General features: G+C 62.9%; 13 protein-coding genes. 4 read left to right on the top strand and 9 right to left on the bottom strand.

What is annotated here, in order from left to right; all coding sequences use genetic code 11:
* Positions 1-94: 94 nt before the first annotated feature.
* Positions 95-934, top strand: a complete 840-nt coding sequence (locus ACYG9Z_RS04410; protein WP_023752975.1) for an SDR family oxidoreductase — start codon at positions 95-97, stop codon at positions 932-934.
* Positions 931-1653 (top strand): SDR family oxidoreductase, encoded by a 723-nt coding sequence (locus ACYG9Z_RS04415; RefSeq protein WP_023752974.1) that lies wholly within the window; start codon positions 931-933, stop codon positions 1651-1653. Before ACYG9Z_RS04410 ends, ACYG9Z_RS04415 begins: the two co-directional genes overlap by 4 nt.
* Positions 1654-1655: 2 nt before the next feature.
* Here the strand turns inward: ACYG9Z_RS04415 and ACYG9Z_RS04420 are convergent, their stop codons facing one another.
* The 7 genes from ACYG9Z_RS04420 to ACYG9Z_RS04450 all read right to left on the bottom strand — a co-directional run bounded on the left by ACYG9Z_RS04420 (position 1656) and on the right by ACYG9Z_RS04450 (position 7593).
* On the bottom strand, positions 1656-2018 hold the full coding sequence (locus ACYG9Z_RS04420) for a DoxX family protein (RefSeq protein ID WP_023752973.1): 363 nt from the start codon (positions 2016-2018) through the stop codon (positions 1656-1658).
* Positions 2019-2094: 76 nt separating this feature from the next.
* The gene (locus ACYG9Z_RS04425; RefSeq protein WP_023668206.1) at positions 2095-2553 is read right to left on the bottom strand and encodes a carboxymuconolactone decarboxylase family protein; all 459 of its coding nucleotides are present in this window, start codon (positions 2551-2553) and stop codon (positions 2095-2097) included.
* 32 nt (positions 2554-2585) lie between these two features.
* Complete coding sequence (locus ACYG9Z_RS04430) at positions 2586-3104, bottom strand: RrF2 family transcriptional regulator (protein WP_023668205.1); 519 nt, start codon at positions 3102-3104, stop codon at positions 2586-2588.
* A gap of 109 nt (positions 3105-3213) precedes the next feature.
* Positions 3214-4527: an NAD-dependent dihydropyrimidine dehydrogenase subunit PreA gene (gene preA, locus ACYG9Z_RS04435; RefSeq protein ID WP_023752972.1), complete on the bottom strand. Its 1314-nt coding sequence runs from the start codon at positions 4525-4527 to the stop codon at positions 3214-3216.
* 12 nt (positions 4528-4539) lie between these two features.
* The gene (locus tag ACYG9Z_RS04440) at positions 4540-5382 is read right to left on the bottom strand and encodes a class I SAM-dependent methyltransferase (RefSeq protein ID WP_023752971.1); all 843 of its coding nucleotides are present in this window, start codon (positions 5380-5382) and stop codon (positions 4540-4542) included.
* Positions 5383-5387: 5 nt separating this feature from the next.
* A complete protein-coding gene (locus ACYG9Z_RS04445) occupies positions 5388-6743 on the bottom strand; it encodes an NAD(P)-dependent oxidoreductase (RefSeq protein ID WP_023752970.1) in 1356 nt (451 codons plus the stop codon).
* Positions 6744-6873: 130 nt separating this feature from the next.
* Entirely contained in the window at positions 6874-7593 is a 720-nt protein-coding gene (locus ACYG9Z_RS04450) for a gamma-glutamylcyclotransferase (RefSeq protein ID WP_023682197.1), read from the bottom strand.
* A 194-nt stretch (positions 7594-7787) separates the two neighbouring features.
* Here ACYG9Z_RS04450 and ACYG9Z_RS04455 point away from each other — a divergent pair, with 194 nt between their 5' ends.
* Positions 7788-8564, top strand: a complete 777-nt coding sequence (locus ACYG9Z_RS04455) for a VOC family protein (protein ID WP_023752969.1) — start codon at positions 7788-7790, stop codon at positions 8562-8564.
* A 74-nt stretch (positions 8565-8638) separates the two neighbouring features.
* On the opposite strand, the gene ACYG9Z_RS04460 is transcribed toward ACYG9Z_RS04455, so the two are convergent.
* Complete coding sequence (locus tag ACYG9Z_RS04460) at positions 8639-9127, bottom strand: hypothetical protein (protein ID WP_023682199.1); 489 nt, start codon at positions 9125-9127, stop codon at positions 8639-8641.
* 209 nt (positions 9128-9336) lie between these two features.
* Between ACYG9Z_RS04460 and ACYG9Z_RS04465 the strand changes: the two genes are divergently transcribed.
* Entirely contained in the window at positions 9337-9729 is a 393-nt protein-coding gene (locus tag ACYG9Z_RS04465) for a DoxX family protein (protein WP_023682200.1), read from the top strand.
* 113 nt (positions 9730-9842) lie between these two features.
* On the opposite strand, the gene ACYG9Z_RS04470 is transcribed toward ACYG9Z_RS04465, so the two are convergent.
* Positions 9843-12284 carry a GcvT family protein gene (locus ACYG9Z_RS04470; RefSeq protein WP_023682201.1) on the bottom strand — a complete coding sequence of 814 codons (2442 nt, stop codon included), beginning with the start codon at positions 12282-12284 and terminating at the stop codon, positions 9843-9845.
* Positions 12285-12308: the final 24 nt, after the last annotated feature.

The following is a 12308-nucleotide window of genomic DNA, read 5'->3' on the forward strand; positions in this document are numbered from 1 at the left end:
CTATTATAGCAGTATTGATACCAGGATAAAGTTTGAACTGTTTGGGCTGGGTCAGGCGCCCCATCTTCCATCCAGAGAGATGGAGGCTCTGAATATGGATCTGAAAGACAAGACAATCCTCATCACCGGTTCGACCGACGGCGTCGGCCGTGTCGTCGGGCGAAGGCTGGGCGCCGGCGGCGCGCACGTGCTGGTGCATGGCCGTGACGCGGCTCGCGGCAAGGCAACCGTCGCAGAAATCGAATCCGCCGGCGGCAAAGCCGAGTTCCTCGCCGCCGACCTCGCCTCGCTAGCCGAGGTCCGCCGCCTTGCCGAGGCCGTACGCGCAAAAACCGACCCGCTCGACATCCTCATCAACAATGCCGGCATCGGCACGGCCGGCGCCAAGCGACAGCTCAGCGCCGACGGCTTCGAACTGCGCTTTGCGGTCAACTATCTCGCCGGTTTCCTGCTGACCTCGGAACTGCTGCCGCTGCTCAAGGCGAGTTCGCCGGCGCGCATCATCAACGTCGCTTCGGCCGGCCAGCAGGCGATCGATTTCGGCGATGTCATGCTGACACGTTCCTATGACGGCGTGCGCGCCTATTGCCAGAGCAAGCTGGCGCAGATCCTGTTCACCATCGACCTGGCCGGAGAGTTGAAAGGCAGCGGCGTCACCGTCAACGCTCTGCATCCAGCGAGCTACATGAACACCACCATGGTCCGCCAAGCCGGCGTGACGCCATGGAGCTCGGTCGAGACCGGCGCCGACGCCATTCTCAACCTCGCGACATCGCCCGCCCTGGAGGGCCGCAGTGGCCTCTATTTCGACGGCCAAAAGGAATCCCGCGCCGAAGCACAAGCCTATGACGCCAAGGCCAGACAGCAATTGCGAACCCTGAGCCTCGACTTCGTCGGCCAGGCTTCCCCACAATCGAAGGAACAGCATTCATGACCGGCAAGATCGAACACACGGTCGTCGTCGGCGGCTCGTCCGGCATCGGCCTGGCAACGGCGCGAAAACTGCTGGGCCCAGGCATGAAGGTGACCATCACCGGACGAAACCAGGACAAGCTCACCAGCGCCTGGAAGAGCCTCGGCGGCGCCGCCGAAAAAGCTGCCTTCGATGCTTCGAAGCCGGACGAAGTCCGCCAGTTCTTTGGGGAACTCGGACCGTTCGATCACCTCGTGCTGGCTGCCAGCGGCGGCAAGGGACTTGGGCGGTTCGAAACCCTCGACCTCTCAGACATCGCCGGCGGCGTCGACGAGAAAGTCAGGCCGCAGCTGTCCTGTTTGCAGGCAGCCTTACCGACGCTCAACAGATCGGGATCGGTCACTTTCATCTCGGCGGTGTCGGCACAATTGTCGGCGCCCGGCGTGGCTGGCATTGCCGCCGTCAACGGCATGCTGCTGACGGTGGTGCCGATCCTGGCGGTCGAACTGAAGCCTCTGCGCGTCAACGTCGTGGCGCCCGGCGTCATCGACACGCCATGGTGGGATTTTCTGGCCGAAGACCAGCGGCAGGCGGTGTTCAGCGAATATGCCGGCAAAACCCCGGTGGGCAGGATCGGCCGCGCCGAAGACGTCGCCGGCGCAATCGCCTTTCTCGTCTCCAACGGCTTCATGACCGGCCAGGTGCTGACCTGCGATGGCGGTTTGCGCTTCGCGGCGTGACCTTACAGCGACTGTGCGATCAGCGTGAGAAAGCCTCCGGCCAGGGCGACGTTGCCGACGAAGCCGTTGATGCGCGAGGCCCGGTCCGGGCCCTGATGGTCCCAGAAATTGTGGAACATCGGCATCGCGACAATGAGAAACAGCACCAGCACAGCACTAGCGATCGCGGTCCACAGGCCGGCCATCACCAGCGCGCCGGCAATGGTCTGCAGGACGATGCCGGCCCACAACGCCAATCTCGCCTGCGGCACGCCGCGCGCGGCCATCAGCCCGGTCAGGAACGCCTCGTTTTGAACATTTACGAAGGCGCCGCCAAGCAACAGGCGGCCGAGAAACAACAGGGTCGAAGGCAAATCGACAGGCATGAAATCTTCCCCGTACTTAAGCATGAACCAGGTGGAGCGCCGCCCTTTCCACGGCGCTCCATGACTAACCGGACGGTCAGGCTGCTTTGGCAGCCGGCATCGGGTGAATGGCGTGGAACGGGATGCAGAGCCGGTTCCAGGTGTTGATCATGCCGATCGCGACCGACAGCTTGACCAGTTCCTCTTCCGAGAAGTGCTCTAGCGTGCGGGCATAGAGTTCGTCCGAAACGCCATTGTTGGCGATCAGGGTCGTTGCCTCGGTCCAAGCAAGCGCCGCGCGTTCGCGCTCGGAAAACAGCGGCGATTCCTTCCAGGCCGAAACCAGATAGAGCCGTGTCTCGGTTTCGCCATCGCGCCTCGCCTCGCGGCTATGCATCTCGACGCAGTAGGAGCAGCCATTGATCTGCGAGGCGCGGAGCTTGATCAAATGCAGCAGGCTCACTTCAAGCCCGCATTCGTCGACCGCCTTGTTAAGCGCCGACACGGCTTTCATGATCTCAGGCGCCTTGGCGAAGAATTGCAGTCTCTGTTTCATCGTCTTTCCTTTCACATCTGTTTGGCGGGGGATTAAATCTGTTTGGTCGAAGCGGGTTTCTGCGGCCGCTGATGGCGCGCCACAAAGGCACAGCTGGCGGCAAACGATCGCGGATCGCCTTCGGCCTTGTAGTCAGCCACGATGTCGGACAACCGGGTTTCCGCGAGAGCGGCACGATAGGCACGCTCGGCTTTCAGCATCGCGGCATTGATGCCGCACGGCTTCACATAGGCCGAAGCATCGATCTTGACCGGGCCGCGCTGGCGGATCTCGCCGCAGCGGAAGGCCGGCTCGCGACCCTCGACCGCAAGCACGATATCGAGCAGCGTGATGCGCTCGGCCGGACGCGCCAGCCGGTAGCCGCCCGCCGGTCCCGGCACCGATTCCAGGATGCGCGCAGCAGTCAGCTGGTTCAGATGTTTCAGCAGATAGCTCGGCGACAGGCCGAAGGACTCTGCCAAAGCAGCACCCGGTATCGTGCTGTTGCCCTCCACGCTGGCCAGTGTGGCCGCGCAATGGATGGCCGCTTCTACACCCTCGCCCAGCTTCACGATGTTGCGCTCCTATTCATGGATATCTTTTATCCTAGATAAATTATATCTGCAATAGGAAAATGAAAAACGGCGCTCGAAAGCGCCGCTTTTTTCTTCGACCCGTCCCCTACTCCGCAGCCACCTTGGCCATCGGGTTGTTCGGGTGCGTCGTCCAGTTGGCATAGACCGGCGACACCGGCTTGCCGGTGCGCTGGTCCATCACGCCGGCGGCCAGCGGCTCCATAGTGATGCAGTTCTCGACCGGGCAGACATTGACGCACAGATTGCAGCCGACGCATTCGGCCTCGATCACCTCGAAATGCCTGACGCCGTCGACCATGTTGGTGATCGCCTGGTGCGAAGTGTCCTCGCAGGCGATGTGGCAGCGGCCGCATTTGATGCAGGCGTCCTGGTCGATATGCGCCTTGGCGATGTAGTTGAGGTTGAGATACTGCCAGTCGGTGACGTTGGGCGTGGCGCGGCCGACAATGTCGTCGAGCGAGGCGTGGCCTTTCTCGTCCATCCAGTTTTCGAGACCGGCGATCATCTCCTGCACGATCTTGAAGCCGTAAGTCATCGCCGCCGTGCACACCTGCACATTGCCGGCGCCGAGCGCCATGAATTCAGCCGCATCGCGCCAGGTGGTGATGCCGCCAATGCCGGAGATCGGCAGGCCGCGCGTTTCCGGATCGCGGGCGATCTCGGCCACCATGTTCATGGCGATCGGCTTCACCGCCGGGCCGCAATAGCCGCCATGCGAGCCCTTGCCGTCGATGGTCGGCTGCGGCGCGAAACTGTCGAGGTCGACGCCGGTGATCGAGTTGATGGTGTTGATCAGCGACACCGCGTCGGTTCCGCCGGAGAGTGCGGCGCGCGCCGGCTTGCGCACATCGGTGATATTCGGCGTCAGCTTGGTGATGACAGGCATGCGGGTGTTGGCCTTGCACCAGCGCACCACCATTTCGATGTATTCAGGCACCTGGCCGACAGCCGCGCCCATGCCGCGTTCCGACATGCCGTGCGGGCAACCGAAATTGAGCTCGATGCCGTCGGCTTCGGTCTCCTCGACCACCGGCAGGATCGCCTTCCAGCTTTCCTCGACGCATGGCACCATCAGTGAGACGACGATGGCGCGGTCGGGCCAATCCTTCTTGACCTGCTTGATCTCGCGCAGATTGACCTGCAAATCGCGGTCGGTGATCAGCTCGATATTGTTGAGGCCGAGCAGGCGCCGGTCCGCCCCCCAGATCGCGCCATAACGCGGGCCGTTGACGTTGACCACCGGCGGACCTTCTTCGCCCAGCGTCTTCCACACGACGCCGCCCCAGCCCGCCTTGAAGGCGCGGATGACATTGTAGGCCTTGTCGGTCGGCGGCGCCGAAGCCAGCCAGAACGGATTGGGCGATTTGATGCCGACGAAATTGTTGCGGATGTCTGCCATGACAGGTCCCTTTCAACCGAGACGAAGGAGCATTTCCACGGGTGCGAGAATGCCGCCTTTAAGCGCGGGGGTGAGATTGGCGATCTTGTTGCCGGCGTTCTCGCCCATGATAAGATTAACGCCAGGCGGCGGCTTTTTTCCTTCCGCCTGCGCCGCAGCCATGCGCGCCCGTATCGTGTCGAAAAATTCGATGGCGAAGGCGCCACGAGGGCGCTCGGCGGTTACAGAGAACCCCGCGGCGGCGGCAGCCGAACGATAGTCGTCGGGCGTGGCAACGAAGGACATGCCCTCGTCGGATGCCCATGGCAGCGGATAGGTCAGCGCACCTGCCTTGAGCCGCATCACATCGTAGACGGCAAAGACGCCGCCCGGCTTGAGCACACGCGCCGCCTCGCTCATCAGCTTTTTCTTGTCGGGAAGATTCATGCCGACATGCAGGATCATGGCCGTATCAAAGCTTTTGTTGCTGAACGGCATGTCCAGCGCGCTGCCCTGCACGAACCGGACTTTGTCGGCCATTCCCACCCGCTTCGACAGGCTGGTCGCGATGTCGACATAGCTTTGCGTCAGATCAATGCCGGTGACATCGGCGCCGGCATTGTTGGCGGCGAAGCGGGCTGGACCACCCACGCCGGAACCAATGTCGAGCAGCCTGGCCCCCGGCTTCAAACCCATCTGGCCTATGAGTTCCCTGGTGGCGGCGATACCGCCAATGTGGAACTCGTCGACCGCTTCGAGATCGCCAGCGCGTAGATGGGCAATTTCCACGCCGGTATCGGCGAGCACGGCAAGAATGTGCTGCTCAAGATCCGAGACGTCGTAGTGACGCGCGATGCCTGATTCCACTGAGGCCATGATCTCTATCCCTGTGCCAGACTCCGGTTGATGCTCTCCGCCGCATCGCGGCCTTGCGCGACGGCCGATACCGTCAAATCGTCGCCGCCAAAAATGCAGTCGCCGCCGGCCCAGACATTGGCGAGCGAGGTGCGCCCTTCTGCGTCGACCTTGATGCGGCCGGCTTCGAGTTCGATCGCAGCACCGCTGCCGTTAAGTGCCGCCGGCACAAAGCTCTGGCCGATCGCCTTGAACACCTGGTCGGCGGCCAGCGTCAGCCGCTCGCCGGTGCCGACAAGCGTGTCGCCGTTCATCGCTGTGTATTCGAGCTCGATGCCCGACACTTTGCCACCTTCGACAATGACCCGCTTCGGCTGCAGCCAGTGGCGGATGGTGACGCCGTTGGCGGCTGCCAGATCCTGCTCGAACTCGGAAGCGTTCATGTGTTCCTGGCCGCGCCGGTAGCAGATCGTCACCTCCTCGGCGCCGAGCAGCTTCGACTGCACGGCGGCGTCGATCGCCGTCATGCCGCCGCCGATGACGACGACGCGCCTGCCGATTGGCAGGCTCGAGAGATCGCTGGCCTGGCGCAGTTCGGCGATGAATTCGACTGCATTGACGACGCCACCGGCCTCCTCGCCATCTGCGCGCAGCGCGTTGACGCCGCCAAGTCCCATGCCAAGAAACACCGCATCGTAATTCCGGATCAGATCCGACAGCTGGTAGTCGCGGCCGAGCGCCCTGCCGTTCTGGATATCGATGCCGCCGATCCCCGTGACATAGTCGACCTCGGCCTGGGCGAAATTGTCGATGCTCTTGTAGGCGGCGATGCCGTATTCGTTGAGGCCGCCGGCCTTCGGGCGGGCTTCCAGTATGGTCACCTCGTGGCCATGGCGGGCGAGCCGGTGCGCCGCGGCTAGGCCGGCCGGACCGGCGCCGACCACGGCGACCGACTTGCCGGTCGATTCAGCGCGCGAATAAAACTGCTTGTGCTCGGCCATGGCGACATCGGTGGCGTAGCGCTGCAGGCGGCCGATCTGCACCGGCTTGCCTTCCGCCACCTCGCGCACGCAGACCTCTTCGCACAGCGTCTCGGTCGGGCAAACGCGGGCGCACATGCCACCCAATATGTTCTGGTCGAAAATCGTCTTGGCCGAACCGATCGGGTTGCCGGTCGAGATCTGGCGGATGAACAGCGGAATGTCGATCGAGGTCGGGCACGCATTCATGCACGGCGCATCGTAGCAGAAATAGCAGCGGTCGGATTCGACCAGCGCCTCGTGGTGATCGAGCGGCGGATGCAGGTCGGAAAAATTCTCGGCGTACTGGTCGGCGGCAAGCCGGCCGCCGGCAATGCCGTCCTTGAACTGGCCTTCTGGCATCGTCAGTTCCCCACGTTTTCGTTTTGGGGAAGGCTAGCACGTTTTATTTTTTTATCAATTGGTCAATTTTCGCCGCAAGCCATTGAAAAGACTAGCTCATAATATGATTTGACTACTCATGTTATGGCTTTCAGCCTATGGCACGGGCGAAAGGCCGGAGCTCGTAGCGGCCATGGATCGACCGGATCTCGTCGGCAACCAGTTGCTGCAGCCGCCACAGATTGCGGTCGCGGATGCCGAATTCCTCGAGGTGGCTGACGGTGTTGTAGAGATATTCCGCGCCTGAGCCGACATGGCCGCAGGCTCTGGCAAGCACCCCCGCCACCGTGTCCAGCGGCTGCCCGAGCGAGGTTCCCCTGCCCGTCACCCCGACCCAGAAGCCGAGCGCCCGTATCCGGCCCTGCTGGGTGCGCACGGGAACCCACCGGACCGAGCTGACACTCTCATGATCGTCGATCTCGCGCCGCAGCAGTCTTTCGATCTGCTGCGGCTTGTCGCCGTCGGGCAGGCGGTAGATGACGCCGTCGCATCGGCCACCGCGTTCGAGCGCCATCATCAGCCCCGGCTGCGCGACGCTGCCGCGCCAGCGCACCATGTCGAGGCAGAAGGAGCGGTGCCAGCCGAAAGCAGTGGCGCGCTGGCGTTCGACGGATTCGAAAGCCGGCTTCCAGATCAGCGAGCCATAGGCGAACACCCACAAAGGCCCCTCGTCTGCTTCTTCAGACAGCCGCAAGGCCAAGGTCCGGTAATCCTCATCGTTCAGCTGCGTCCAACTGCAGTCGGGTCCGGGATCGACCTCTTCGCGATGACACAGTGACACAAGCTCAGGCGTGAGCGACATAAGGCGCATGAAACGACTACCCCTCGTTTGCCCAAGGAAAGTCGAAAACCGCCGCATGTGCAAGCCGCCGGTGGGCCGAAGTGCGGAACGACGTGTCAACGCAGCCGTTGAACTTTCTCCGCTTCGCTGTCGGATTTGCGTCGCTGAAAACGTCCTTTGATGGATCGGACGACGATCTATGCATGAAGGTGAGGAGACCGAAAATGCCGAAATCCCCAATGCCCTTCTTCTGGTACGAGTTGATGACCAGCGACCTCGATGCGGCGCAAGCATTTTACACCACCGTGGTCGGCTGGCGGGCCGAGCCCTTCGACAAAGCGCCCAGCATGCCGCGCTATATCGTGGTGAACTCCGCCGAGCGTGGCGTGGGCGGGCTGATGACCCTGCCCGAGGAAGCAGCCAGGACGGGTCTGAAGCCGGCCTGGTTCGGCTATGTGCACACCAGCGATACCGATGCCTCGACCGAGGCACTGAAAGCCGCCGGCGGGACTGTTCACCGCGAACCCGACGACATTCCCGGCGTCGGCCGCTTCTCCGTCGTCGCCGACCCGCAAGGCGCCGCCTTCATGTTCCTGCAGCCCAATGGTCCCGACCAGCCCGTCCTTCCGGCAACGACGCCGGGCCATGTCGGCTGGCACGAGCTTTATGCGTCCGACCGCCAGAAGGCCTTCGATTTCTACTCCAGCCAGTTCGGCTGGACTGATGCCGGTAGCATGGACGTCGGCGAGATGGGCATCTATCAGACCTTCTCAGCCGGCCCTGAATCCGGCGGCGGCATCATGAACAAGCCGCAACAGCTGCCGGTGCCGGTCTGGCTGTTCTACTTCAATGTCGACGCCATCGACGCAGCCGCCAAACGCGTCACCGACAATGGCGGCAAAATTGTCATGGGTCCGATGCCGGTGACGACCGGCCAATGGATTGCCCAGTTCACCGATCCGCAAGGCGCTTATTTCGCGCTGATCGCGCCGGGCCGCTGATCCCCTCCGGTACTCGCCTGCACGGAACTGCTCTCATCGCGCCGCCGGTGCGATGAGAGGCGCGTCCGGGGCGGTCACTCTGGCGCCAGCACAGCAACCTTGAGGTTCTCTTTCCTGGCGCCGCTGAGCTGGATCGTGGCTGCGCCAGGCGTCAGCTTGAAGCGCACGCTCTTGCGGATGCCGGGGCAGGTCTTCACGCCGGTGAAACCTGCTGATTTCACGGCTTGGCCATCCTGAATGACGTCAACCCAGGCCTCGTCGGATAGGCTGATCTGGAGCTCTCCTTCCGGTGGCACGGCCACGTTTGCCGTCGCGCCGAACGTGCCGGCTGCCGGCGCGCGTTGCGGTGAGACCGTGAAGCTGACCGCATCGACCGGCTCCAGCGCCATATCCGCGGCTTCGCCGAAAGCAAGAGAGGCACCGGACTGCGCGGCGGGCGCCGCCGGAAACAGTTCCTGCTCGCGTGTCACCGGCCATTTGAAGCCATCGCAGCCAGCTTCAGCGGCCACGGCGAAACTGGTGCTTGCGAGGATTGCGAACAGGCTGATGGCGACTTTTTTCATGGCGAAGGAACCCGTTTGGTTTGGAGTGTCTACACGCAGGTATACAACTTAAACGAGCTGTATGCAACCATAACGAGAACAAATTTCGGAGTCCAGACTGGAAGTGATTTCCAATCACCGATTGTTGATGACAGGCCACGCGAAGTGAATGGTCCAGCGCCGGGTGATAATTTATGGCCGGGCCGCAGGGTTGGAAAAATGGAGTTTAGATGAAGCTTTTTGACGGTCTCGCCAGATTTCAGCCGCAGGCACTCGGCGTCCTGCGCATCATCACAGCCCTGCAGTTCGTCGAACATGGCTCGCAGAAACTGTTCAATTTTCCGGTCAGCGCCGAGCCTCACGCTCTTACCGGCCTGACGGCGACGGCAGGCATCCTGGAGTTCGCCGGTGGCATCCTGCTGGCGCTCGGTCTGTTCACCCGCCCGGTCGCGTTCCTTCTGGCCGGCGAGATGGCCATCGCCTATTTCATGGCGCACTACCCGCGCGACTTCTTCCCGGTCAACAACAGCGGCGACGCGGCAATCTCCTTCTGCTTCATCTTCCTCTATCTGGTGTTTGCCGGCGCCGGCGCCTTCGCGCTCGACAACCGCCGCAGCACCTGACGCGCCTGATGCATGTCGCCCAAAAGTGCGCAGCGGTTTTGGGATAACGACTTGCACAAAAAACGACTTGCACAAAACAAGAATCTGAAGCGCCTCGGCGAAGCCGAAGCGCTTCAGGCGCGCATTCGCTCGAAGTTCGCGTCAAAGAGCGGCGCTGCCTGAACGCGCGCCGCGTGGCGCTTGCCCAAAAGTTCGATTTCGAAGCCGTCGCTCTTGTCTGCGATCTCCTTCGGCACATAGCCGATGGCGACGGATTTCTTCGAGTGATGCGCATAGCCGCCCGACGTCACCCAGCCGCGCACCGCGCCATCGTACCAGATCGGCTCGTCGCCGATGACATCGGCATCGTCGGCGTCGAGGATAAATGTGCGCAGCCTGAGCTTGCCGCCCTGCTTGCGCTCGGCAAGAGCGCCGGTTTTACCGATGAAATCGGCATCCTTGCCATAGGCGACGAAACGGTCGAGCCCGGCCTCCAGCGGCCCGTAGATCGGCCGGTATTCACGCGCCCATGAGCCGTAGTTTTTCTCCAGCCGCAGCGCATTGAGCGCGCGCGAGCCGAACAGGCCGAGGCCGAATTCCGCGCCTGCCGCCATCAACGCCTGGAAGGCAGCGCGCTGATATTCCGGCGCCACCCAGATCTCGTAGCCGAGATCGCCGGTGTAGCTGACGCGGCCGACCAGGCACGGCGCCGTGCCGATGTCCATTTTCGCGACCGCCATGAAGGGGAATGCGGTGTTGGCGACATCCGCGCGGCTGACCTTCGCCAGCACCTCCCTCGCCTTGGGTCCGGCGATCGCCAGACCGGTCAGTTTCTGCCCCAGCGCCTCCATGCGCACTGAGCTATCCGCAGGTAAATGCGCCTCGAACCAGCGCATATGATACTGCTCGGCGATACCGGAGCCGGCGATGAACCACTCGGTCCCGTTGGAATTGGTGGCACCGATATTGGCCAGCGTGAAATCGCCGATGAGCTTGCCGTCATCCTTCAGCATCGGCGCCAGCGTCATGCGGCCTGGCTTGGGCAACTTGCAGGCAAAGACCCGGTCGAGCCAAGCGGCCGCCCCTCCTCCCGTCACCTTGTATTTGGCGAAGTTCGAAATCTCCGCCAGGCCGACGCTCTCACGAACAGTCGCGACCTCATTGGCGACATGGGAAAAATCGCTGGACCGCCGCCACGAGAACTCGTCCTTGACACCCTCGGGCGCAAACCAGAGCGGCACTTCCAGCCCATAGGACACGCCCCATTGCGCGCCCTTGGCCGACAGCAGATCATAGATCGGCGTCGTCTTCAGCTGCCGCCCGGCGGGCAGCTCCTCATTGGGGAAGCGGATAGAGAAGCGGCGCGAATAGTTCTCGCGCACCTTGGCGTTGGTGTAGGCCATCGTCGCCCAGTCGCCGTAGCGCGCGACATCCATCGCCCAGATGTCGGCGCCGGGATCGCCCTCGATCATCCAGTTGGACAGCGCCAGGCCGACGCCGCCGCCTTGTGAAAAGCCCGCCATGACGCCGCAGGCGACCCAGAAGCCGGGAAGGCCACGCACCGGCCCGACCAGCGGATTGCCGTCCGGCGCGAAGGTGAAGGGGCCGTTGATGATCTGCCTGATGCCGGTCCTCTCGAAGGCCGGGAAATGCCTGAAGCCGACTTCGAGCGACGGCGCGATGCGGTCGATATCCGGCTCCAGCAGTTCATGGCCGAAATTCCACGGCGTCTGGAATTCGGACCAGACCTTGTTGGCCTTCTCATACGTGCCCATCAGCATGCCGCCGCGCTCCTGGCGCAGGTACAGCTCACCATCGAAATCGACGGCATGGATGATCTCGGTGCCGGTCTTGGCGTTCCAGGCGGCGACTTCCGGCATATCCTCGGTGATCAGGTACATGTGCTCCATGGCCAGCACCGGCAGTTCCAGCCCGACCATGCGGCCGACCTCGCGCGCCCATAACCCGCCGGCATTGACGACATGCTCGGCCACCACTTCGCCCTTGTTGGTGATGACGCGCCACATGCCGTCGGGACGGCGGACGATGTCTTCCACCTTGGTGAAGCGCTCTACTTCCGCGCCCAGTTTCCGCGCGGCCTTGGCATAGGCATGCGTCACGCCGGAGGGATCGAGATGGCCGTCCTCCTTGTTGCGGACGGCGCCGACGAATTGTTTCGGGTCGAGCAGCGGCATCAGCTCGGCCGCTTCGTTGGCCGATATCTCCTCGAGGTCGATGCCGAGGTAACGCCCCTTGGCGACGACGCCGCGCAGCCAGTCGAGCCGCGCCTCGGTTGCCGCCAGAAGCACGCCGCCGGTCAGATGTACGCCGGTCGCCTGTCCCGACAGCTCCTCGATCTCCTTGTAGAGCGAGATCGTGTATTTCTGCAGCTTGGCGACGTTGGGGTCGCCATTGATCGTGTGCATGCCGCCGGCCGCATGCCAGGTCGAGCCCGAGGTCAGCTCGTCGCGCTCCAGCAGCACGACATCGGTCCAGCCATGGCGGGCCAGATGGAACAGCACCGAACACCCGACGACGCCACCGCCAATGACCACGACCTTTGCATGCGATTTCATGAGTTTTGCTCTGTTATCAATGAG

This window comes from Mesorhizobium sp. RSR380A (assembly GCF_054719385.1).